Origin of the sequence: Alicyclobacillus tolerans (genome assembly GCF_900142255.1) — a bacterium.
Lineage (GTDB): Bacteria > Bacillota > Bacilli > Alicyclobacillales > Alicyclobacillaceae > Alicyclobacillus_I > Alicyclobacillus_I tolerans.
In genome coordinates, this window is the sequence record NZ_FRAF01000026.1 from 15,108 (window position 1) to 39,996 (window position 24,889).

Here is a 24,889-nt window from a genome sequence, read left to right on the forward strand (position 1 = left end):
ATAGTTCTCTTTTTTATATGTTTCTCACTCAAGCATCAGTGAATTGGATGAAAAGCAAACACTGTATTGCTCATCACCTCAAACAACCAACTGCGGTGAAGTGTTTCTACCTTAACTTTCTCTCCTGCCGCCCCCATCACATAAAATAGTGGGACAAAGTGTTCGCGGGCCATAGAGGGTACAGCAACTTCCGCATAAGGCGCAATTCTCTCATAAGCAAATAACTTTTCCAAATCCCAAGCCTGCAAAGTTTCTTCTAGCCAATTCTCAAAACTGTACACAGCCTTCTTGATTTCTGGCCGATCACGATAAGGTAAAATTTGAAAGTTGTGTACAGTTACCCCACTTCCAATCACAAGTATATTTTCTTTCGCCAAAGCTTCTAACTGTCGACCTACAGCAAAGAGAGCCCGCGGAGATTGATTGGGCTGAACCGATAAAGCAACAATCGGAATATCTGCGTGCGGATACAATCGATGGAGAATGGTCCATACACCGTGATCGAGCCCACGTTTCTCATCCACCACATAAGGAATACCAGCCGATTGTAGACGTTGCTGAATCTGTTTGGCCAATGCTGGATGACCTTGGGCAGGATACTCAACCTGATAAAGTTCAGGCGGAAAACCTGCAAAATCGTAAATCATGGAATATTGCTCTACTTCACTGACAGTCAGAATTTTAGATTCCCAATGTGCAGAAAAAATGACAATAGCTTTCGGACGTGGTAGAGTTTTCCCAAGTTTATCAAGGAATTTGCCGTACTCACTGTCTTCAATGGCTACCATGGGTGAACCGTGGGCAATGAACATGGGTGATATCATTGAATACTCCCCTATCGTTACTTAGATATTTTCAGTATATCACTCAACCGTTCATTTCCTATTTTGGGATAACTGATTAGCCCACATCTCCACTCGATGATGGAGTTAAAATCAGGCCTTTACCCAATGCTTTGCGTAAATGATACGTACTCAAAATCAATATAGGCTGCCCTATAAGATAGAACCAGCTCAATGGAAACAACACTCGATTAACTAAATTATCCCAAGCCTGTTGATTCGGAACGACTTGAAAAACTGAAATTACCGCAACTGTCACTCCTACAACTAGCCAGGCTCGAATATGAACTGACAAATTGAGAGATTTCATTATCGTTTCGGAAAGCCCCCATAAATGGTTACTGAAAAATACTACTTCAAAAAGCGTTACCAGACTGACAAAGACAATACCGAATCGTTCAACCAATAGACCCTGCAACTGAGCCAACTGCAATACAAATTCTGTAGGATGGGTCAGTGATTGTATTCCTGAATAGCCAATCACTACTACTGAAGTTACATAGATCAAAATAAGCGTACCTGTTGCAAAAGCCATACTGAACAAAGGAATACTAAATGATTCTCGGCGATGTTGAATAACGTAAGGGTTGAGTATCAAATAGAGGCTGAATCCTAGAAATATAGGAAATAGATGTTCGGCTCCAAACAAAGATTGCTGCAGATTTACAGGATGATAAAATATTCCTGTCCAATGCGCGTGAATCAGTGAATTGATACAGGAAAAACAGAGAATGCCTAAAATAATTGGAAATATCAGCGAGGCGGAACTTGCCAATGTCTCTAATCCATAGAGAGCACCTATCATAGCAACAATTCCCATGCTACTGACAATGACAAAACGGGGAGTATTCGGTAATATGGATTTTAAAATCAGTGAGAAGGAGAAAAGACTCAGAGAGACAAACAGAATATAGCCAGGAATGTAACTGAGCGTAAAAAAACGTCCTAACCATTTTCCAAATATCATTTCCCCGATTTGCCCACCAGATATGGGATAGAATGTTTTGTTTATCCAACCATGCAAAACGGCCGATAGAATACCAAACAGACAAACCCCGAGTATCGCCCATTGTCCATCTATGCCTGAAAAACTCACTGCATATCTTGGAAAAACCCAAAACAGAAGCGGTAGAAAACTAGTAGAGAGAAGACAGATTGCCTGAATATGAGTCAATTTTAGCAACGGTTTCCCACCCTTCTACATCAGAACTCCTTTGCTGCTTATCCATGCTTGAACATCGATTTCCACGGACGCTTTTTGAAAGATGCGGTTCCAATTGCTCCGTACTTGTTGCTCTTGTTCAGGATGTTTTTGAAGATAGATTTCTCCATATCCCAAAACATCTGCCCCATGTTTTTGCAACAGCTTTAAGGTTTGCAAAATCTGCATTCGTTCATACTGCTCGACTGAATTTTGAAGCGCCATGACATTGGCTGGGGGCATATTCGCTAAACTCACATGACCCCGTTTTCCCAAAATGCCGTGAATATAAATACGTGCATAGAGAATCATTTTCGAGTTGCGCCTAAAACATCGCATTTGGCTTTCCCCGTACACTGAAGACAAGGACACGATTTTTTGATGATAGGGAATATCTAAATTCATATTTTTGACTGTTCCAAGCAAAAAATTTACTGATAAAGTTTGTTTTTTGGAGAGAGTAAATACTTTCCCATCTGGTGGATAGACCGTAATTCCTTCAGCCAGAAGTCTGTTAACTTTGCCAGTCTGGTCTTTCCATGGACGAATGAGCGGTAAAGAAGAAGCATATCCTGGCAGTGTTTGATCACGCCAAAACTCCCAAAGCGTTCGACTGATATAGTAGCCATTTTGGTGAAAAATCCCACCAAACCGCTTACTGAGATCGTCCGATGCCGAAATTTTATCCAGTTTTGCGCTTAAGACATCTGAAGCCTGGAATGGACTGCTAACCATATAAGCCATTCGATTCGTACGTGGTTCACGGATTAAATCTTCTAAAATATCCTGCTGCATCTCTCGTCTTAGTTGACTACTGAGCACTATAGTCTGAATTTGACTCAAATCAAGATTGCGATTGATTTTTAATTGTATAGAGCGAAGAATTTCTCCTAATGTATAGCCTTCCGCTGATTCTTCAGCATGATTTTTTCCGTTTTCTGACGAACCTCCTCCTTCGCCTAAAGAGCCTGAAAAGACCGGATATTGAATGGTGACGCGAAATTTTTCTGGATTGCCATCCTGTGATTGATCAATAGCCATACCAATCGCCAGGGCCTTAGTGTTCATTGCTTGATAATCCCAGCAACCAGGAATAAACAATAACATGCATACCATAAAGCCGGTAAGCAGATATTTGTTTACCATATTGTTCATATTCTTCTATCCTCTGACTTCTTCAAAACATGGGGATTCTTTTCCAGTAAAGGATGTGGAGCGGGATCGGTATAATCGGAACTTCGAGTAGATTCCTTATTGTTAAGGTGTTCCGCTCGCTTGTCGAGCATGGCCAGTGGAAAGCGGAATATTCCATCCAGGAAAAAATCTTTCCAATGTTCCCCATTTATAGGAACCATATATTTACTTCCAAATGATTTTAAAGAATACATGTGGTACATCATTAACATACTCATCAACAACAATCCGTACACTCCGAATAAACTTGCTCCAATAATATTCGCCCAACTAAGTATGCGGGTAACCGTAGTAAATTCATAATTGGGAATTACGAATGTAGCAATCGCCGTGAGAGCAATCACTACAATTAAAATATTGCTGACCAATCCTGCCTCTACAGCCGCTTGACCTAAAACCAGACCACCCACAATACCAATGGTCTGCCCCATAACTTTTGGCATACGAAGTGCTGCTTCGCGAATAATCTCTATCGAAAATTGCATCGTGATGACTTCCAGGGAAGCATTCAGCGGTACAGTTTCTCGTGAACCTGCTATCTGCATGACTAGAATATGTGGCATCAATTCCGGATTAAAATCTGTCAGCGAGATATAGGCACCTGGCAAATAGATCGCAAGAAGAAAGGAAACTATACGTAACCAACGAATTAGCGTTGCTTCGATATAATTATGTTGATCATCTTCCATAGTCTGAAAATTATCAAAAATGTTCCCAGGCACAATCAATCCTGTTGGATCACCATCAACTAAAATCAAAATTTTACCTTGCCCAATTTCTTTCGTAGCATTGTCCAATCGAGAGTTAGCGCGAGTCAGTGGAAAAATGGTCCAGCGATTATCCACAATTCTTTGCTCAAGTGTTGCGCTGCCTGTCAATTTATCCACATGTACTGCTTCAATACGTTTAGTCACCGTCTCTAGCAAGGTCATGTTGACCACGTCATGCTCATAGATAAGCGCGACACGTGTACGGCTGCGATACCCAACAACTATTTCTCGAATTGTGAGCGCATCACTTTGTAGTACGTGGCGGAGTAAACCGAGGTTAATGTTTAAATCTTCTACAAATGCAACTTGTGCTCCACGTGAGCTAGATTCCAAAAGCGGCAAATTAGGTCTGCGCTGTTCAACCGAACCTGCACCAACAGACACCGCTCGATTGAGACCATCGACCAGGAGAATAGCTTCACCGAGTGTCAGTCGTTCACGGATTTCCCACAAATTTTCCATAATCGTAATATTGGTACTCGTTAAAACATGGCGAGCCAGATAAGAAGGTAGAACTTTCATACTCAAATGTTTGGGAAAATCATGACTTTTTATTCTTTCTAAAAGTTCCTCAATAACTTGCTTATCCGTGATGGTAGCAAAGAAGGCAACAGCGACTTCACGTCCATTGATGTCTGAACTGCTGATCCGAAAATCTATACTTCGTCCTGCCGTTTGTCGGAGATATTTTACAGTATGATTTAAGTCTCCCGTAATTTTTGGCGCATCACGCCAATCTGGCACTTTCGGTTTGTAGCGACTTGGGTATCGATCTTTGGCGTCACTGCGATTGAAGATGCCAAACAAATCCATCACTCTTTCATGTATTTTACCTGTTTCACCTTCTTTTCCCCAATAAAAATTACATTTATACAGTTGACAAGAAACCGCACACTGAACATCTTATCATGTCTACCCTTTTTAGAGGTTTGTGTGGTAGTCAAATGCTGGCTAGTGGAGGTCCACCGACCCATCCCCACTCATACGTCATGAGCATTAGAAAATCTACTTCCCGCCCGAGTGTGCGATAATCAAACGCCCCCATCCATGGTGCATTCGGTTCATCTGATGTCTTTGGTCCCATGGCTATGGAAAGTGAATAATTACGTGCCCTGACTGCATCCCCGAGCTGCTGAATAAATTGATTATAAAGCGGGCGATCCGTTGGCCGCATATGTTCAAAGTCTACATTAACGCCACGAAAACCACGCTCACCAAGCTCGGACAAAATATGATCGATTACTTTTTGACGCATCGAACGGTTTGCCAGGATAGTATGGGCTAATTCCGTATTAAAAGTGTTGCCATCAAAATTAGTAACCGTCATAAGCGGAGCAATTTCATAACGTTTGGCCGCTTGACGAGCAACCGCGTCGTTAAGCGGCTTGAGCGTACCGTCTGCTTTCACCTGGTAGGAAAACATACTGACATAAGTAATGTCTGAGACCGTTTGCAACATTTCAGCATCGGAAGGCTGTCCACTAGGCGTCATATAGGCATTCACTTCAATCGTTTTCTTGCTGGTCAACAATTCTGGTACATAGAGAGTCCGTCCAGCCACCAGTTCTTTTCCGGCTGTTGCTGGACTGATACCGAGCCAACGCGAGAGACCCTGTTCGGGAATTTGCAATTTTTCACTGATAGATTTTAACGTATCACCTGGCTGAACCGTGTAAGGACGGACAGTCGTCGGCTTGCCAGGTACCAACAAGTGCAGTCCGGGTACTAATAACTCTTGATTGTCCAGCTCATTGAGACGCAGCAATTCACGCACCGTTGTTCCATAAATCGCAGCAATTGAACGCAGCGTATCGCCGCGCATGACAGTATGAATACGCAATGTTTATCCCCCCGCTTGCCGGTCTAAGCGATCCGTATAGTGGACCTGAGGCCATAGGAATGGATTCATAACCTCAACCAATCGCATTCCCACATTTCCTGTTCTCCCCATGCTATGCGAGAATAGGCGATTGTGCCTGTAAAAAATCTGCCCGGCAAGGCTTGTCCGCATGGTTCCACTCCATAACCAGACCCAATTTGTTTATGAAGGGTTGACCCGCTTAAAAATATCTGCCAACCGTCCCTCATAGACAAGGGTATAATCAGCATCATTCTCCAAATAAACGGTCAGAGCATAATTGGGTGGCATGAGAATATAGCGAAACTGATATTCATCGAGTAAAGCCGGAGCATCACTGGCTAAATTTTGCAAGTCCATATAATTAGCAAAAGTATAGTTTTCGAGAAAAATATCGGTTCGTCCATCGACAAAAGTGGGGATATGTTCATAAATGAGAAACCCTCCCCAGTCGTACGCGTTGAGTAAACTGGTTTGGACATGGTGTTTTTGTAAATAGGCAGCCGCACCAAACGGAAAAGCATTTCTGGAGAGATGTTGACGAAAGGTTCCTTTGACGGTTGGCAATGCATAACCAAGCCAGACCAACGCCAGGATTGAGACCATACCCGAAAGAATACGCCATAAAAAAGAACGGTTGGCATCGCTCAGTGAAAATCGCTGAGGAATCATTTGAGCCAAAAGTACAGCAGAGGATATAGAAAAATAAGGTAGAAAACGCTGATAGACCAAGGTGAGCGCAAAAGTCACTGCCGTATAAATAAAAAACTTCCATAACACCCCTCGACGTTGATACGCGAGTAGCGTAAGAAGAATGAGAAAATAAGGCAATACGCCCCATTTATACAGGGATTGATGAAAATCCGGTGAATGCCATTCCATAATGCTGCGCACCATGAGGGCATTACCGCCAAGCAGTGCGTACGCATATTCGTGCCAATGATTCGGATTCAACAATCCTATTGCCGCCGATGTGATGGCAAAGAAAGCTAGCTGAAGCCGATCTCGTTGAGAAAATGAAGATTGAACAAGTGCCCCCCATGAGGGCAGAAACGATACAGCCAGTTCAAAAAGTATCATCAACGGTCCTAATGGTGCAGAAGCGTGTGAGTTTGCCCAAATGAGCATGAGAGGTAAACTGAGCCAAATGTAGTGACGATGACCTCGTCGATAGCTCTCCAGTATCCACAAAAAAACAGCAAATAAGGCGTAGGAAAAAATTTGTGGGCGAATAACCCAAAATGGCCAGCCTACGAGAACAGCAAGAATTGCCAGTAAAGCAGCTACGACTGCATTTCCGCCCGCCAGCCGTCGAGCCAGCACATAAACAAAACCAAGCGTCACACATTGTATAACAACAATTAAAAACCATATTCCCGCAAATTGAAAATGTAAGGACAGCCAAGCAAGTATCACCTCAAACAGCCATTCCTGAGTTACCCATGGCTTACCACGCATAGACCAGGAAAAAACATCGTGCCGCGGAATATGGTGGTGCTGAAGAATATACATGCCTGTAGCCATGTGCCATGGTGTATCGGGATCGGTCAACGGTGCCATGGCGTTACAGGCAAAAAGTACAGTCCAAACTACAAGTAGAGCAGTAGACGGACTCAGCAGCTTGTGTTTGAGGCGATTCGCTTGCATGACTCCTCCTTCTAAAAGAGTTCATCCGAGCAGGCAGATTCACTCATAGCTTTCTCTACTGCTTGATTAAGCACCCAATTGATGGCGCACCAGTAAATCGACATAGTAACAGGTCACGGCAACAACAGAAAAAGGCGTCAATAAAATATTGACCACAGAATCCAGTGTAGAAGATAGCCAAATAGGCATCTGACCTCCACCCAAAAAACTGATGAGGAGCGGGATAATTCCATTCAGAAGAACAATCAGCAGCAAAAAGAAAAGCGTTCGAAAAAAGAAACGCTTGGTTAATCCCCAAGATTGTCCTACTGCCATCAGTCCAGCTATCGGCTGTGCGAGAGTGGCCGTCAAAGAAAGACTAAAGCGCACAGCAAAATAAATCGCAATGACGAAGAGTAGTATAAAGAGCAAAAGATAGACCCAATGTAATCCAGAGGCTAGCGAAACAACTGCCGTAGGTACACCAAGCAAAAGCGAAACAGCCATGGAACCACCAATGACCAAAATCGCTAGCATCATTACTGTACCAATATAAGGAAACCAACGACGGACTGCATAGCTAGAACCATCATTTAAAGAAGGCGCCTCTCCTTTGCTCGTCAAATACATCACAAGAAAAATCAGCATGCCATTGACAAAAGGTTTAGCGACCACCAAATAGATCAACGAAACGGCGAGCAGCCAAATATAGCCATGAACTGCAGCAGACAATGCTGGCGAACTCGCCGCCTGTCCCTCTGGAGTGTTTTGCAGTTGTGAAAAAGCTTGGGTCATTTGTTGCAAAGCTTTAGGATTAGCGTAACGAGCTGAAACATAGATGTTTAATAAACTGTAGGGTACAAGAATGGCAATGGTGGCACCAAATAAATAGCCCGGATATTTGCGAAATATTTTCCATGCTTCACCATAAATAGCCCAAAATCCAAGCGGTTTTTGTAAACTTCTAGATCCATTCAAACGGACAGACCTCCCGACCCATTTCTTCCGTCCATGATAGCATAGGCTAAGTAAATGCCCTAGTGCAACACGGCGATTGAGTGACTCTTTGGAACAGCAGCAGTTTCTACTGAGCTTTGCTCCGTCAACAATGCGTATAGTCCACCTGCTGCTACCAATTCCTCATGCGTACCCGATTCGACAAGACGTCCTTTTTCAAGTACCAAAATACGATGAGCATGACGAATGGTGGACAGACGATGGGCAATGACAAGTGTCGTGCGTTGCTTTGCAACTTCCATCAGTCCATGTTGAACCAGTTCTTCTGTCTGGCTATCCAGATTGGCTGTAGCTTCATCCAAAATTAAAATACGCGGATTCAAAGCAACAATACGCGCGAAAGAGAGCAACTGTCGCTCGCCCATTGACAAATTCGCACCCTTACCTACAAGCGGCGTATCGTATCCTTCCGGCATCCGTTCAATGAGACGATGCGCTCCGACTCGCTCGGCTGCTGCAACCACCTCTTCACGTGAAATGTCTTTACGGAAAAGTCGGATATTGTCTAGTACCGTTCCAGCAAATAGATTGACTTCTTGTTGCACGATCCCGATAATAGCGTGCAAATCAGCTTGGGTATAGTGACGCACGTCTCTCCCATCAATGGTGATACGTCCTTCCTGCGGTTCATAAAACCTTGTCAACAAACTCATGATTGAACTCTTACCCGCCCCCGTCGGACCAACAACGCCAATAAATTGACCGGGATCGACCGTAAAAGAAATATCATGCAGCACGGGCAATTCCGGATGATAGCCAAATGTCACATGCTCAAACTGAATTTTCCCGGCCACCGCGTGCCAGTCAGCTAAAGGGGTTGCTTCAGTAAGATCAACAATCTCTGGCTGCAACGCAAAAATACGGCCAATACGGTCAGCAGCTACCATGGCCGATTGCAAAGTATTCCATTGTTGAGTCATTGAGTTGATGGGTTGAAAAAATTGTCGAATGTAAGAGATGAATGCATATAGTGTTCCAAACAAAATCGCATGGTGCAACACCGCACCACCGCCAAACCAAACTACAGCAGCGACAGCGACATTGCCTACAAGTTCTAATACGCGGTTAAAGAACACGGAAGTCCGATACTCGCGAACGTTTGCTTGTCGATGCAGCGTGTTGAGCCGCTCGAAATTTTCTGCCTGCCTTGATTCCTGATGAAAAATTTGAATGATACGCATACCCGCCAAGTTCTCGGCTAAAAAAGCCACAATATTGGAGAGACGAGTGCGGGTAGTCTGGTAGGCTTGACGCAATCGATTTCGAAAAGCAAAAGATATGGCAAACAACACTGGCAATATGATCATGGAAAAAGCAGCGATTCGCACGTTTAGCTCAAACATGGCAATGATAATCATGACAATGGAGAGTCCGTCGCGCATCATGGAGAGTGCAAAATTCGTAAAAAATTGACTTACAGTTTCCGTATCACTACTCACGTTGGTCACCAAACGACCAATGGCGTTGGTATCAAAAAAACGCATAGACTGACGCTCAATATGACGGAATAATTGCAGACGAATTTCACGTATAATACTCTGCCCTGTATATTGAAGGAGAAGAATCTGTGAAAAATTTGCCACCACGCCAAGAACCACAATCCCAACATAAATAGCTGTGATATGATAAAGTCCCTGCCAATTAGGCTGCGAAACAGCAATATCTTTATCAATAGCCACTTTGACCAGATAAGGTTGCATCACACTAGTTGCATTAAAAATAATGACAAGCAGCAGAACCAGCAAAAAATGACCCAGATAAGGTTTGGCAAACGGCAACAAACGCAATAAACTCCCCATACCGCTCGTATTCGCCTTTTTCTTGCTCATCCTACCGCCTCCTCTTCCTCCTGCAGTCTGTACATTTGCGCATAGATACCATCCGCTGCAAGAAGCGACTCGTGTGTACCTTGTTCTACTACCCGCCCCTCATCCAGCACAAGAATGTGATCAGCATGGCGTACAGCCGAGAGTCTGTGAGCAATGATGATGTTGGTTTGCCCTCTCCTGCGCTCGGTAAGTTCGGCTAGAATACTTTTTTCCGTATGCATGTCTACCGCTGAGAGAGCGTCATCCAGAATGAGCACCGGAGCACGTTTGAGCAGAGCACGAGCAATCGCTGTCCGCTGTTTTTGACCGCCAGAAAGAGTGACACCGCGTTCTCCAATGACCGTTTCAAATCCTTTAGGAAAATCCATAACATCTTCATAAATTGCTGCCGCACGCGCGGCAGCATGCACTTCCTCATCAGATGCCTCACTATCACCAAAGCGAATGTTGTCCGCTATCGTGGTTGAAAAGAGAAATCCGTCTTGAGGTACATAGGAAATGGCTTCACGCAAAGCTTCCAAGGAAAGTTGGCGTACATCAATACCGTCTAGAAAGACCGTGCCCGACGGTGGATCGAAAATACGCGGAATCAGGTTAACCAGTGTTGTTTTGCCCGATCCGGTACGTCCAACAATGCCGAGTGAGCGTCCAGCGGGCAGACGAAAATCAATTTCGTAGAGCGTGGGTTCATCGGCATCAGCATACTGAAAGGCTGGCAAATGGACGTGAATCTCCCCGCGAACCTCTTCTAACGCTTGCGGTTCTGGAGGTGACTGAATTTCTGGTTTCTCACCCAACAAAATGGAAAGGCGCAATAGCGACGCGGAAGCGCGTTGAAAATTGTTAATCACAAAACCGATTTGTTGCAAAGGTTGAATCAACATGGTTAGATACAGCGTGAAAGCAACAAAAGAACCGAGTGGGATTTGCCGGGTCAGGGCCAGCCAGCCTCCATACAGCAATGCAATGGCAAACGCAATAGACCCCATTAAAGGAATCATGGACTGAAACGTTGCTGAACGTGTGAACATTGTCATTTGCCGACGTACAATCTCTTCTACACGTTTGCGAAATCGTTCTTCTTCTATCTCTTCATTTCCAGTTGCTTTAATGAGACGAATGGCTGCCAAACTTTCTTCAGTGAGTTCTGCCATATCGGAAAGTCCTTCCTGGACATGGCGAGAAGCGATGCGCACCTTGGGGCCAAACCAGACAATAAAGAGCGGCACAAAAACAAGTGGAATGAGGGAAAGGAGTGTCAATTTGACTGAAACCGTGCGAAACGTCATATAGAGTGTGGCGATCAATAAAAAGACTGCATTCGTAAGAATATTCAGGCCGCCAGACAATGCTTCGCGAACTTGGCGCACGTCTGTCATAGCATGATTGAGCAGGTCACCAATACTGCGATGTCGAAAATATGTAGTCGAAAGCAATTCCCAGTGCAAAAAGAGACGTTTTCGCAACAGATATTCAAACTGGCGTCCGAGCGCCCCGTTCCAAAGCTGTCCAATTCCATATAGAATCACGTAAGCTATGCCAACCAGCGCCAGCAAAATCGCATAGTGGAGAAGAAGCCGGTTGGTCATTTTACCTGCCTGTAAAGCGTCAGTAAATTCTCCAAGCAAATTAGGGAATTGAACTGTGATAAACTCCGATATTATGATGGAGAGCAACGATAAGCTGTAGGAGCCTTTATGTTCAAGCAGAAACTGCCAGAGCAGCTTCCTTGGATTCATAACAATCGACCTTTCTCGCTTAGGGTGCCGTAAATGCAGCCACAAGCTCAATGCTTTCGGTTTATATCATAAACTTCCACAAAATATAAAAACACGTTCTCATATCTTTACGAATCATAGATTAAACTTTTCGTCTGACGAAAATATTCTTAATTCATTGTAGTCGAAAACAGAGGTGTCAACAAGCGTGAAAAAAGAGAAAAAAAACTATCATACAGCGGCTCGCGAAGCTCGCCAGGAACAAATACTCGATTGGCTCAGCCAACTCGAAAAACCTCTCTCCGGCCAAGAACTAGCCAATCGTCTGGATGTTACGCGCCAGGTGATTGTCCATGATATTGCTCTGCTGAAATCGTCTGGCTATCCTATTTTATCCACAGCACGCGGATACATGCTTATGAAAGAAGAACTGTCCAGTAGACATGTCCTTCTTCTGGAAGTCTTCCATCGTCCAGATCAAACTGCTTCTGAGCTCTACATTTTGGTCGATCACGGTGTGGCTGTACTTGACGTGCAAGTGGCTCATCCTCTTTATGGAACACTGAGCGGTACACTCGATTTGCAATCCCGTAAAGATGTCGAACATTTTCTTCAACAAGCTAAAAATACACAAGCTGTTTTTCTTTCTTCTCTTACGGACGGTTGGCATTTTCACACAGTACATGTACCATCCAAAAAAAGGCTTCAAGAAGCGATATCCGCTTTGGCTGACCAGGGCATTGAAGCTCATCTTGCCAATGGCTTGAATAAACGCTCTCCTTTAATGCGTTCGTAAACCTAATATTTCCCTTTTTGAAAAATTAGTGATAATCAAAAAATCACTTTACAAAACTCTCTTTTCATGTGTATATACATGTGTAATTATTTTTTTGGACGATTTTTTTGGGGGGAATTGTCATTGGCTGTTCGTCAACATACAGTTCGTTATCAACGTCAATTACAGATTGAACCTTATGGCGTGGAAGTTATACCTCAAGAGGAACGACAGAAAAACAGTTGGAGCCAGTTGACACTTTGGTTTGGCTGTAATTTAACGATTGCCGATTTTGCGCTTGGTTTTCTACCCGTTTCTCTTGGTTTGCCGTTGTGGGCTACATTGGCAGCTTTGCTTCTTGGAAACGTGGTTGGGTCCTTGCTTGTAGGTGCCCTGGCGAGTATGGGGCCTAAATATGGTTTGCCCCAACTTGTGATTGGACGTTTCTCGTTTGGAATTAAAGGAGAATATTTGCCAGCCGCTTTTAATTTTCTTTCCACTGTAGGATGGTTTGCAGTCAACAATATATTGGGTACCTTCGGATTACAAACCCTTCTGCCCGGTATACCTTTTTTCATTCTTTCTTTAGGTCTTGTGGTCATACAAGGTGTGGTGGCCATTCTCGGCCACCACTTCATCCATATTTATGAGCGCATAATGAGCATCGTTTTAGGTGTTCTATTTTTGGTTGTTTCTGTGCGGCTTGTTCAACATAGTTCTGTTTTTTTCAGCTATCATCCGCATCCTTCCAACGTATGGCCATTGTTTGCCATCATGGCGGCAGCTACCTTTTCATACGTAGGAAGTTGGGCGCCTTACGCCTCGGACTACAGTCGATATCTCAAAAACGACACACCTTCTGCAAGGATTGTCAGTTTTGCCGCCATAGGCAATTTTCTCTCCAGTTTTTGGTTGGAGTTGGTGGGTCTGGGTGTTGCTTTGCTGGCTAAAAACAGCAGCAACAGTATTGCTGCATTGCACAGTGTCATGGGTTCTTTTGGAGACTTGGCGGTCATTGCCATTATTCTTGGCGGCACAGCTGCTGATGCACTCAATCTTTATTCCAACGCCCTATCTGCTTTAGCTATAGATATTCGTTTGCCAAGAAGCGTCATGACCGTCATTACCTGTTTGCTCGGGCTAATTCTTTCCTGGATTGGCGCTGGTAGTTTTGAAAATAATTACGAAAACTTCCTGCTGCTGTTGGGCTATTGGATTACGCCTTGGGTTGGCGTACTACTCGCTGATTTCTGGAAAAATCAATTTCAAACTCGGACGGTGACATCTCTCCGCCTGTCCCGTTTGCTTGCATTTATCATCGGAATTTTAGTTTCTATTCCATTTATGTCAAGCAGTCTCTATGAAGGACCGATTGCCAAAGCTTTGGGTGGAACCGATTTGACGTTTATTGTTGGATTTTTAGTTGCATTTACTCTCACTTGGTTTTTACCTAAAGAAAGCTAAGCAATATTAGGCATCAACCAACCAACAGCAGCGTAGAGCACTGTAGAAATACCAGCCAACCAAACGGCTACCTTTGTTTTGTAATTGGCGTAATCCATGACCGGCAACTTGGTGACAGTTGACATGGCTACTGTGTTGTCGCTGAGCGGTGAAGCAAAGCCGCCAAATGTTCCACTGGCAAATACTGCTCCAGCAATCAGCGGCAGGTGGCCAACACCATGTTGAGCAATTGCAAAACCAAGCGGCATCAACATAGCCCAAGCGCCAAACGAAGAACCAATAAAATACGAAATGACACAACCTATAACAAAAAGTGCCGGAACCAACAATGCAACAGGTACAAAATGAGATATTTCCCGCTGCGTGTATTGCGCAAAACCGAGATCGGACGAAATGGCGGAAACACCCCAAACAAAGATAAGCAGAACGTTGACAGACATCATTTCATTACCACCAGACATAAATCCAAACATGATGCGATCTATGCCTAGCCCTTTAATTAGATAATAAATAGAACTTACTACCAAGGTCACAACTAGGGCTTCCAACATTGCCAACGAGGCATTGGCATGTAAAAAGGCATTAAAGATATTGGTGGCTTGCGCTCGACCACTCCACCATGTAAAGAAGAAAGTCAAGGCAAGAAGAAGTACAAGTGGCAAAACCAGATTGAGAGCATCTGGCTTAATTTCATCGGAAGCTAGTTCCAAGGCGTCTGGAAAGGCACGAGATTTCCCAGATTGACTAGATTCTCCCAGTTCACCAACTTGCCCTACCTCTGCATGTGCAGCACGCGACGCACGGTGAGCCATTTGCATCTGTTGCTCCGTTAAACGCCAGCGTAAATGGCGATGAATAGGTTTGTGATTGTGAGGTGTGTCCCCATCCGCTGTTGCTGGTTTTGGCTTTCGAAACGAAACAAATAGTCCATAAAGGAGGGCAATCCAAGAGAAGAAATTAAACGGTAAAGATTCGAGCAGGAGTTGAAACGGTCGCAATCCTCCTGCTGAAGCATGATGTAACGAAGTTGAAAGCAGGCCAATCATATAGCCAACAAAAACTGTACCTATTGGAATGACTGCAATAAACGGTGTTGCGGTCAAATCAATCATAAAAGCAGAGCGCATCACTGAAACACCTAATTTTTTCATCACGCCGCGCATGACAGGAGCTATGGCGACAATACGAAAATCTGGCGCCATGAAGGTAAAAAATGCGGTCAACCAAGTAATTCCGTATCCACCTCGAGCTGTATGGATACGTTTTCCCATCCAATTGGCGAATCCCTGTACACCACCTGTGACACGCACCAAACCGACAAAACTGCCAAATCCGAATAAAAACAGCAAAAGATTGGCATTGTTTGGCACAACCACTTGTTGAACAATCGTACCAATTGCACCTTTGAGCCCTCCTACAAAGGTGGGATGAAGCATGTAGGAACCCACCAGAAGGCCAACAATAAGTCCGGGAATAACTTGCCGACTGATGAGCGCAATAGGGATGACAATCAAAAAGGGTATCATCGAAAAGATTGTCGCATACAAATGCATAAAAATTCCTCCTGCGTTCATTGTTCCGTTTCATTACGTAACATTTCACACAAGAGAAATCTCATACAGTTTTTTAAGAAAATATTTTATTTTTTTCGTACAACCTGGACACCAAACAATCTCGGCAGCAGATAGATTCCTGCAACACCCACGAGTACGTAAACAACGCGACTAAATAGATTCCCATAATCAGCAAATACAGAATTTCCAACCGCTTGAACCAAATCAAATTGGAAAAGTCCTACCAACAACCAATTGATGGCTCCAATGACTACCAGCCACCATGCGGCTCTTTCCACATCAGCCACCTCCCTTTGTCCTCTACATATGCCTGTCTGTGCCCACTTAGACCAAGCAATGTCGAAGCGTGCCTGGTCATCTGACCTCTTGCAGCTTTTGAATGGTTTGCCAAACCTCTTTTGCAGTTGTGAGCATAGGTTCTCCAGCATTCAAACCGTCCGATAGTCGAATGCCTTCTGACTTTGGCACATACCAAATCGCCTGCAAGCCGGCCTTTCTTGCCCCTATCACGTCTCCCCCATAGTTATCTCCAATCATCAACAACCGTTCGACAGGTGAACCCAAACGAAGACTGACTTGTCGATAGATAAGTGGATCTGGTTTTGCTGGTCCAATTTCTTCCGAAACAAAGACAGCTTCTGGATGAAAATAGGATTCTAAGCCAGCTAGTTTTAATTTTCTTCTCACGACATCGGACGATCCGTTGGAGAGGATGGCCAGCGGAAATTCTTTACTCACTTGAGCCAGAAGCTCTTCTGCTTCGGGTAAAGGACGTGTATACTCATCAAGGGCCTTATCTAGTAAACGTTGAAATTGTTCGACTTCCTCAGCCTTCGGTTGTCTTTCAAAGGCATGCCAAGTTCTAAGAAAACGCTCACGTCGGAGTTGATCAATCGTTATCCGACGTGCATCAAACTCCTTCCATAATAACTCATGGTGACGAAAAAATTCTTCCATCCAATGATCTGGGATTTGGTGACCATAGAGTTGTCGAAGGACTTCTGGCAAACCTGCTGTGTACTGTAGTGATGTATCAATCAAAGTATGATCGAGATCGAACAAAACTGTATGAAATAATGGCTTGACTGTCATCAATGATTGCTCCTTCCCATAGCACGTTGGATAAGGTTGTATTTTAAATATGCATAGAAAGCAGGGAATTTTTTGCGCTCACCAGCTTCCAATTACGTTACCACAAGCTTGGCTAGTATTCAGTGGCTTGGCTTTATGTTTGCGAATACTGTTGTTATTCCTCTATCTGTGGGAGCAGCGTTTCATCTCACACATGGTGCCATCAGCGGGATGTTGGCTCGTAGTTTCATGTTTACGGGTCTTGCATGTCTTTTACAAGCCTGGATAGGTCACAAGTTACCTATTATGGAAGGTCAAAGTGGACTTTGGTGGGGAATTGTCCTTAATTTAGCCAATCTAGGGGCTGCTTCTGGGCTATCGCTTGCTGAAATCGGCGGAAGTCTGGAAGTGGGCATGATACTAGGTGGATTACTGATTATCCTGCTTGGAGTCCTGGGAGCCTATCGGTATTTAAATCAGTTATTTCGTCCCATTGTGATGGCGGTACTACTGATTCTGCTCTCGGCTCAATTAATCGATGTATTCTTTCGCGGCATGCTTGGTTTAGACAGCGGCCCTGTAATCCAACCAGATATTTTACTTTTTTCCATGATTCTGATGTTCTTTGTTGCTGGAATGAGTTTATTTGCACGTGGTTTTGTGGCCAACATCAGTATTCTCTTTGGTCTAGTCGTGGGCTGGCTTGCTTACGTCATTTTGTTTGGGGAAAACAAAGAGTCTATTGCCCCTAGTTTTGGTCATATAGGTCAATGGTTTGCTCTTGGCAACCCACACTTTCAAATCAGTTTAGTAATTGCTGGAGTCGTTACCGCGTTGCTCAATACTACAAACACCATTGCCACGCTGCGTGCTTCAGAAGGCTTGTTCGGTCGAGAAGCAACCAAGCAACAAATGAGAAGATCATTTATTCTAACAGGATTATATACGATGCTTTCCGGCCCACTCGCACTCATTCCGTATGCGCCTTACACTTCTGCAATAGGTTTTTTGCGAGCAACACGTGTACTAGACCGCAAACCGTTCATCATAGCTGCCCTCCTCTTTATGATCATAGGCGTATTCCCTGCTCTTGCTGGTTTTCTTTCAACCTTACCCATTGCTGTTGGTGATGCTGTTCTCTTTGTTGCATATCTTCAAATTTTTGGTGCTGCCCTAATAAATGTCCAAGGTTTCACTTTTAATGCTATGAACACATTTCGACTGGCCTTTCCAACTCTGTTGGGGCTTGCTATCATGACCTTGCCAAGCCATAGTTTTTCTAGCCTGCCCATGATGCTCCAGGTACTACTCTCTAATGGTATGCTGTTAGGTATTCTTATAGCTGTTGTCACTGAAAATTGTATCCCTTGGAAAACAGAAAAACAGGGCTGACCGATATCGGTCAGCCCATAGAAATCATAGGAATTTCTTGATGATTTCTTGATTCAGCTTATTGATACTGAATTCTAGGATCAATCACTGCGTAAAGTACATCTGACAATAGATTGCCCAAAATGGTTACTACTCCGAGAAAGAACGTAACACCCATGATGATAGGATAGTCACGGGACATGATGGCGTTCCAGTACAAGAGACCCATTCCCGGATAGTTGAAAATTTCTTCTACAAACAAAGCACCACTTAACAGAGCAGGCAGTGAGAGACCTAACAGCGTAATCAACGGAATGATGGAATTACGCAGTGCATGAATGAAAAGGACACGAAACTCGCGAGCGCCCTTCATACGGGCAGTACGAACATAATCTTGAAGTAACGCTTCACGCATAGACGACCGCATAAAACGAGCCCAACCGGCAACAGAAACCAGGAACAGTGAAGCAACTGGAAGAACTAAGTGATGCAGAAAATCCGCGAAACTTGGATTCGTCGCTTGAGGATTTACGATGCCTCCAGATGGAAACCAAGGTAAATCGATGGCAAAAAAGATAATCAACAGAATAGCCAGCCAGAAAGATGGCATAGAATAAAAGAAGTAGTTGATGACGGTAACTACTTGGTCAAAAATTGTATCTTGGAAATATGCCTGTACGGCGCCAAGAAATACTGCGAATATGTGAGCAAACATGACAGAGACGACGACAATCACCAAAGTATGAGGAATCGCTTGCAAAACTAGCTTAACAACCGGCTTATCGTAAACATAGGAGTATCCAAAGTTGCCATGCAAAATATTCCACAACCAAATCAGAAACTGTTGCCACAATGGCTTGTTTAAGCCTAACTGTTTTGTAAGTGCCGCTGCGCGAGCCACCGTATAACGGTTACCCAACAAAATACGCACTGGATTACCAGGAACAATGTGTATCATAATGAACGAAATCAGAGAGATGCCTATTAAAGTGGGGATCAGCTCTAAAATTCGCCGCAATATATATTTGAGCATCCATTATCCTCCTCGTTTCATTTTTTCCGAACGGTAGAGACGGGAAACGCGCTTAACGTTGACGCGTTTCCACTGCACCGCGAAGACCGTCACCAATAAGATTGATGGAGACTTGAGAAATTAGAATACATAGTCCTGGCGGGTAAATCATCCACCACGCGTTCTGGAACATATAGTTCAACGAGTCGGACAGCATACTACCCCAATTTGGTGCCGGGGGTGGCAATCCAAGACCCAGAAAACTCAAACCTGCCATAGCTAAAATGGAATCAGCAATACTCAATGTTGCAGCCACTAAAATCGTACCAATAAAATTCGGTAGCATATATCGGAACATCACGCGCCCAACCCGCGCACCAAGTGCTTTGGCAGCTTCCACATAGACCATGTTTTTGAGCGCCAATACTTCCCCGCGCGCTAGTCGGCTAACGCCAAGCCATGAGGTGGAGGCAAGCACGAGAATCATGATCCAAATGTTAGGTTGAAAAACAACGTTTAAGAATAGCAATATAAAAATGGATGGTATTGCCAAAATCACATCCACTATACGCATCATGAGTGAGTCGACCCAACCACCAGCCAGTCCGCTAACCATTCCGTAAAACGTACCAAAAATCATCGTAACGATAGCTGCTGCAAAACCAACTTCTAATGATGACTGCCCGCCTACCATAAGTTGGGCCAAAATATTGTGGCCAAGACTATCCGTTCCAAGTGGAAAACGGGCGGATGGTCCCTGCACTGTGTAAAGCAAGTGAGTGGCAATCGCACTTTTGCGATAAACCAATGGACCCACAAAAGAGAATAGAACAAGGAACAACAGTAAAAATACTCCTAGTTTGGTGGTACCTGACCTCCAAAAGCGTTTCATAAAACCAGGGCGTTCATAGACGACTTGTTCTTGCTGTAACTCTTCTTCTTGAAAAATCGTTGAGTTGAGCATAGGACCTCCTTTCGCTTGTTATCTGCTGCGGGCGGTGATGACCTGCCGCCCGCAAGCCTACAAGCCGCACTATTTTGCTAGTGCGAGATTCTTGTTATTTAGAGGACACCCACCAATAGTTCATTTGCGGATAACCCGTTACTGGATTAGAGTATGTGTTTACATCGTGTACGTTTGCAGCAGTAACCGTCAAGCTAGCAGGGTTATCTGTGAAAATGACTGGCAGTTGTTGTGCAACATAATTTTCATAATTAAAGAGAGCCTGGATAGATTGTTGCTGCGTCGGATACGGCTGGTGTGTCGCTTTAATCAAGGCATCCATTTCTGGATTGCTATAGCCTCCGCTGTTCAATCCTCCACCGGTTCCAAAAATTTCGCCACCTGTCGGATAAGAACCACCATAAATGATACCTTGACCTGCAGCCAAATCCCACTGATTCGCATCTTTTGGATTAGAGATTACACTTTCCAGTGTGGAGAACGGCATAGATTTAAGCGTTACATCAATACCTTCCTTCGCCCAATCTTCTTTTAAGAGTTCAACTTGGTCATCCGTCGAAGTTGTACCACCAGAATAAATCATCAGAAATTTCATCTGTTGTCCATTCTTCGTCATGATGCCATTCACTTCGTGCCAGCCATGCTCTTCAAGCAATTTTTTACCCGCTTCAATATTGAATGGATATAGAGGTTTTAACAATTCCGGCGATGTGAACGCTGTGTCAGGTTGAGGAGGCAACGGCCCATATTGAGATTCAGCGAAACCTTTATAGATATACTGATTCATAGACTGTTGGTCTTCACCCATCATCAAAGCTTCACGCACATACAAATGTTTAAAGATACTGGCTGATTTCGATCCCGAGTTCATATTAGGCATCTCATCAAAGAAGGAAAGGCTGTAGGAAGGCGTGATTTTATCACCCATCGAAGTCAATGCAGATTTAGCTCCCAATTGACTTTGATCAATGTAACCAACATTAACCGTTCCTGTTTTAAGTGCAGCAAATTCCGCTGCATTTGAACCTTCATACGTAAAAATCAATTTATCAACCAGAGACTTGTGGCCAGAATATGCTGTGTTAGGTACCAAGGTCCAGGATTGATTGGAAACTGCATTTTGTAACTTAAATGGACCATCGACAACTGTATCAAAATTCGGATTCGTGCCGTTCTGACCCAAATACTTAATTTCTTGCGTCATATTGTTTGGATATTTGTTAAGGACTTTAGCCGGAAGTGGTACCAACTGCGACAACCCGTTATAAATAAACCACTGCTGGTTAGCTGGCTGTTTTAAGGTCACTGTAAATTCATAAGGACCATTGGCTACAACGCTTTGTACTCCATTCGGTATATCGCCTACCCCTGCATTCACATAGGGCCAAGGAGCTGGTGCATTGGGAGCTGAGATAGCCTTGATAACATTCCAGCTAAATAGAACATCACTGGAGGTCACAGGTTGACCATTTGACCATTTCCATTTCGGATTTAAATAGACGTGATAGACGGTTCCTTTTTTGTTGTATTGGATTTTATCCGCAACTGAAGAACTATAATTGATTTTATAGTTGGAACCAATCCATATCAGTGGTTTATACAACATGTCAATCATTTGAAAATTATACAAACTATCATAGCTTGAATTCACTAAAGGAAAATACCAGTTTAAGTCGGTCTGCGGCGGAAGCGCAACTGTAATCGTTCCGCCTTTTTGCGGCGTCAATTGCGACGTCGATGACGTGCTGTTGGATGAGTTGGACGTGTTATTCGTAGATGTACCGCATCCTGTCACGAGCAATGCTGTGCCAGCTGCCATTGCAACGACTGCAGAAACAGATTTTTTCAACTTCAAATTGGAAACCCCCTTTTTTCTGCTATGCATCTGAACGCGAGTCTCACAACGCCCAAGTAAAAGCGTGCAGGTGACTGAAAGTACGCCGTGTTCATGCACTCATCCCATCGTCGTTGCATTCCATAGTTGCCGGCATGAGCCACGTCCTACGCATCCCCCCTTTCTCGGCATGGGCTCCATTACCATTAAACCAAATGGCAGGCAACCATATGATTATGCTTTGCTTCACGCCACTCAGGAACTTTTTCGCGACAAACGTCCTGTGCAAGCGGGCAACGCGTATGAAAGACACAACCCTTTGGAGGGTTAGCTGGGCTTGGTAAATCTCCTTGCAGGATAATACGTTCTCGTTTCACACGCGGATTTGGAATCGGCACAGCCGACAAGAGCGCGCGCGTGTATGGATGAAGCGGATCGGCAAACAAATCGTTGGAGGATGCAAGCTCCATCATACGCCCGAGATACATAACCAGAATTCGATTACTGATGTGTTTCACTACGGATAAATCATGCGCCACAAAGATATAGGTGAGATTAAAATCCTGCTGCAAATCTTCCAATAAGTTAATAACCTGCGATTGAACGGATACATCAAGGGCAGCAACCGGTTCATCAAGAATCATCAGCTTTGGATTCAGAACCAAGGCACGAGCAATACCGATACGTTGGCGCTGTCCGCCGGAAAATTCATGCGGGAATCGACTGGAATAAGACGGATCCAGTCCAACACGCTCTAACATTGACTGCACACGTTGTTTGCGCGCCGTTGAGTTGTGCAAATGGTGTATTTCCATAGGTTCAGACAATGTCTGCCCAATCGTGTAGCGAGGATTGAGTGACGCATATGGATCTTGAAATACAATTTGCATCTCACGACGCATATCGCGCATCTGAGATTTACTCAGCTTCATGATATCTTTACCTTGAAAGTGAATCTGTCCGCTGGTTGGCTCTACAAGACGGAGCAAACTCCGACCCATGGTTGATTTACCGCAACCGGACTCACCAACAACACCAAGCGTCTCACCCGCATACACTGTAAGATCTATACCGTCAACAGCGCGAACATAACCGGCAGTGCGACGGATAAAACCCTTACGGATGGGGAAGTGCTTTTTTAGGTTTTTAACTTCGAGTAACACTTCGCTCATCGTTTACGCCTCCTTCGCTTCATTCAGCCAGCATCGCGACAAGTGTTCCGCATTATCCACCTGAAAAAATCCGGGTTGTTGAGCGCGGCAGCGATCACTTGCATGCATGCAGCGTGGCGAAAAACGACAACCTTTAGGCATACGCGTAATCGGCGGTACATTTCCTTCAATCGGTTGTAAACGTTGTTTTTGCTCTGCATCAATTTTCGGAATCGCATTAAGCAATCCACGCGTATAAGGATGTTGTGGATTGAAAAAGATATCATCAACACTGCCTTGCTCAACAATCTGACCCGCATACATAACAGCAACGCGATCGCACATCTCAGCCACCACACCCAAGTCGTGCGTAATGAGGAGGATGGATGTTCCTAAATCCTTAGAAATCCCCTTCATGAGTTCAAGAATTTGCGCCTGAATAGTCACGTCAAGCGCTGTAGTTGGTTCGTCAGCAATCAATAATTTAGGATTACACGCCATAGCAATGGCAATCATAATACGCTGACGCATACCACCAGAAAGTTGGTGTGGATATTCGTCCATGATATCTTCTGGTCTGGGAATTCCAACTTTTTTTAGCATTTCCAATGATTGTTGAAAAGCTTCGCGTGGTGAGATATCCTTATGAAGCAACAAGGTTTCGGAAATTTGAGCGCCAATTTTATAGACCGGGTTCAATGATGTCATAGGTTCCTGAAAAATCATGCTGATCTCGTTGCCACGAATATCACGCATATCTCTCTCCGGCAAATCCAGCAAATTCTTGCCTTGATATTCAATTTTGCCAGTAACCCGAGCGGATTGTGTGAGCAGGCGAACAAGCGCTAAAGATGTCACACTTTTTCCGCAACCAGATTCACCGACGAGCCCTAGCGTCTCTCCTGGCTCAATCTTAAAGGAAACGTCGCGCACAGCGTGGAAGTAATTTCCTTCCATGTTGAACTCGACGTTCAACGACTCCACATTTAATACGCTATTAGCCAATGCGCTACTCACTCCTGTGCTACAATCTGTGATTGCAGAAAAATCAGGAAGCCTTTGTTATGGCAAAGACAACCTGTTTTCAGATTGCAAGAACTTTGCCACCTAACCCTGCTCCATTCCGCAATCTTGAATATCAAATCTTTTCTTATTTTCAAAGGCTGGCGAAAGCACCTGTTTCCCAACAATCTATTACACTTCCAATCCGGAAGCTGCTTGTCGAATTGACTCTACTTTCGCAACCATTTCTTCTTGAATGGGGACATTGTATATTGTGTTAACTATATTGTAAAGAAGACGCGATCACTCAGCTAAAATCTTACCGAAAGGGTATCGGCTCACTCAAACAGAAATCTTACCGAAGGGATCGATGTGCGGATGTCCATGCAGAGTCGGCAAGAGTACCTGAGTACGATGCGCGTGCGTTACCTTAAGGCACGCAATAGGCAAGAGAAATCGCAGATTTTGGATGAGTTGGAGCGGACCCTGGGATACGCGCGGAAGTACGCGATTGCCACTATGAAACCCAAACCGGAGCACGATAAACCGCCCGCTAAGCGTACTCGCTCTCTTCGGTATAGGGATGTGATGCCCATCGTTCAAATCGTTTGGGAAG

General features: G+C 44.2%; 20 protein-coding genes and 1 pseudogene. 4 read left to right on the plus strand and 17 right to left on the minus strand.

Annotated features, from left to right (window positions below; genetic code table 11):
* Window positions 1–35 precede the first annotated feature (35 nt).
* The 9 genes from BUA75_RS13030 to BUA75_RS13070 all read right to left on the minus strand — a co-directional run bounded on the left by BUA75_RS13030 (window position 36) and on the right by BUA75_RS13070 (window position 12,013).
* Entirely contained in the window at window positions 36–824 is a 789-nt protein-coding gene (locus tag BUA75_RS13030) for a DODA-type extradiol aromatic ring-opening family dioxygenase (RefSeq protein ID WP_072875031.1), read from the minus strand.
* A 76-nt stretch (window positions 825–900) separates the two neighbouring features.
* A complete protein-coding gene (locus tag BUA75_RS13035; RefSeq protein WP_072875032.1) occupies window positions 901–2,025 on the minus strand; it encodes a GerAB/ArcD/ProY family transporter in 1,125 nt (374 codons plus the stop codon).
* Window positions 2,026–2,040: 15 nt separating this feature from the next.
* Window positions 2,041–3,198 (minus strand): Ger(x)C family spore germination protein, encoded by a 1,158-nt coding sequence (locus BUA75_RS13040; RefSeq protein ID WP_072875033.1) that lies wholly within the window; start codon window positions 3,196–3,198, stop codon window positions 2,041–2,043.
* Window positions 3,195–4,820, minus strand: coding sequence for a spore germination protein (locus tag BUA75_RS13045; protein ID WP_072875034.1), 1,626 nt, complete (start codon window positions 4,818–4,820; stop codon window positions 3,195–3,197). Before BUA75_RS13045 ends, BUA75_RS13040 begins: the two co-directional genes overlap by 4 nt.
* Before the next feature lie 127 nt (window positions 4,821–4,947).
* A complete protein-coding gene (locus BUA75_RS13050) occupies window positions 4,948–5,847 on the minus strand; it encodes a LysM peptidoglycan-binding domain-containing protein (protein WP_072875035.1) in 900 nt (299 codons plus the stop codon).
* Window positions 5,848–6,048: 201 nt separating this feature from the next.
* Complete coding sequence (locus BUA75_RS13055) at window positions 6,049–7,512, minus strand: hypothetical protein (protein WP_072875036.1); 1,464 nt, start codon at window positions 7,510–7,512, stop codon at window positions 6,049–6,051.
* A 66-nt stretch (window positions 7,513–7,578) separates the two neighbouring features.
* Complete coding sequence (locus BUA75_RS13060; protein ID WP_072875037.1) at window positions 7,579–8,469, minus strand: hypothetical protein; 891 nt, start codon at window positions 8,467–8,469, stop codon at window positions 7,579–7,581.
* Between the two features lie 59 nt (window positions 8,470–8,528).
* Window positions 8,529–10,337 carry an ABC transporter ATP-binding protein gene (locus tag BUA75_RS13065; RefSeq protein WP_072875038.1) on the minus strand — a complete coding sequence of 603 codons (1,809 nt, stop codon included), beginning with the start codon at window positions 10,335–10,337 and terminating at the stop codon, window positions 8,529–8,531.
* Window positions 10,334–12,013: an ABC transporter ATP-binding protein gene (locus tag BUA75_RS13070; protein ID WP_242650332.1), complete on the minus strand. Its 1,680-nt coding sequence runs from the start codon at window positions 12,011–12,013 to the stop codon at window positions 10,334–10,336. Before BUA75_RS13070 ends, BUA75_RS13065 begins: the two co-directional genes overlap by 4 nt.
* Before the next feature lie 250 nt (window positions 12,014–12,263).
* On the opposite strand from BUA75_RS13070, the gene BUA75_RS13075 reads away from it, so the two are divergent.
* The gene (locus tag BUA75_RS13075; RefSeq protein ID WP_072875040.1) at window positions 12,264–12,851 is read left to right on the plus strand and encodes a transcription repressor NadR; all 588 of its coding nucleotides are present in this window, start codon (window positions 12,264–12,266) and stop codon (window positions 12,849–12,851) included.
* A gap of 123 nt (window positions 12,852–12,974) precedes the next feature.
* The gene (locus BUA75_RS13080; protein ID WP_207549766.1) at window positions 12,975–14,294 is read left to right on the plus strand and encodes a purine-cytosine permease family protein; all 1,320 of its coding nucleotides are present in this window, start codon (window positions 12,975–12,977) and stop codon (window positions 14,292–14,294) included.
* Here BUA75_RS13080 and BUA75_RS13085 read toward each other — a convergent pair.
* The 3 genes from BUA75_RS13085 to BUA75_RS13095 all read right to left on the minus strand — a co-directional run bounded on the left by BUA75_RS13085 (window position 14,291) and on the right by BUA75_RS13095 (window position 16,960).
* Window positions 14,291–15,847 (minus strand): Na+/H+ antiporter NhaC family protein, encoded by a 1,557-nt coding sequence (locus BUA75_RS13085; RefSeq protein WP_242650333.1) that lies wholly within the window; start codon window positions 15,845–15,847, stop codon window positions 14,291–14,293. The two genes, BUA75_RS13080 and BUA75_RS13085, sit on opposite strands and share 4 nt — an antisense overlap.
* An 86-nt stretch (window positions 15,848–15,933) precedes the next feature.
* Window positions 15,934–16,146, minus strand: a complete 213-nt coding sequence (locus BUA75_RS16315; protein ID WP_072875041.1) for a DUF378 domain-containing protein — start codon at window positions 16,144–16,146, stop codon at window positions 15,934–15,936.
* A gap of 76 nt (window positions 16,147–16,222) precedes the next feature.
* Complete coding sequence (locus BUA75_RS13095) at window positions 16,223–16,960, minus strand: HAD family hydrolase (RefSeq protein WP_072875042.1); 738 nt, start codon at window positions 16,958–16,960, stop codon at window positions 16,223–16,225.
* 72 nt (window positions 16,961–17,032) lie between these two features.
* On the opposite strand from BUA75_RS13095, the gene BUA75_RS13100 reads away from it, so the two are divergent.
* Window positions 17,033–18,331 carry a uracil/xanthine transporter gene (locus BUA75_RS13100; RefSeq protein WP_072875043.1) on the plus strand — a complete coding sequence of 433 codons (1,299 nt, stop codon included), beginning with the start codon at window positions 17,033–17,035 and terminating at the stop codon, window positions 18,329–18,331.
* A 58-nt stretch (window positions 18,332–18,389) separates the two neighbouring features.
* Here the strand turns inward: BUA75_RS13100 and BUA75_RS13105 are convergent, their stop codons facing one another.
* The 5 genes from BUA75_RS13105 to BUA75_RS15710 all read right to left on the minus strand — a co-directional run bounded on the left by BUA75_RS13105 (window position 18,390) and on the right by BUA75_RS15710 (window position 24,276).
* Entirely contained in the window at window positions 18,390–19,343 is a 954-nt protein-coding gene (locus BUA75_RS13105; RefSeq protein WP_072875044.1) for an ABC transporter permease, read from the minus strand.
* A gap of 52 nt (window positions 19,344–19,395) precedes the next feature.
* Window positions 19,396–20,286, minus strand: a complete 891-nt coding sequence (locus BUA75_RS13110) for an ABC transporter permease (protein ID WP_072875045.1) — start codon at window positions 20,284–20,286, stop codon at window positions 19,396–19,398.
* Window positions 20,287–20,380: 94 nt separating this feature from the next.
* A complete protein-coding gene (locus BUA75_RS13115) occupies window positions 20,381–22,141 on the minus strand; it encodes a peptide ABC transporter substrate-binding protein (RefSeq protein ID WP_242650334.1) in 1,761 nt (586 codons plus the stop codon).
* A gap of 185 nt (window positions 22,142–22,326) precedes the next feature.
* Window positions 22,327–23,292, minus strand: coding sequence for an ABC transporter ATP-binding protein (locus tag BUA75_RS15705; RefSeq protein WP_072875046.1), 966 nt, complete (start codon window positions 23,290–23,292; stop codon window positions 22,327–22,329).
* Between the two features lie 3 nt (window positions 23,293–23,295).
* Window positions 23,296–24,276 (minus strand): ABC transporter ATP-binding protein, encoded by a 981-nt coding sequence (locus tag BUA75_RS15710; protein ID WP_420950311.1) that lies wholly within the window; start codon window positions 24,274–24,276, stop codon window positions 23,296–23,298.
* Window positions 24,277–24,657: 381 nt separating this feature from the next.
* Between BUA75_RS15710 and BUA75_RS16160 the strand changes: the two are divergent.
* Window positions 24,658–24,889 (plus strand): annotated as a pseudogene (locus BUA75_RS16160) (DDE-type integrase/transposase/recombinase); the annotation flags it as partial.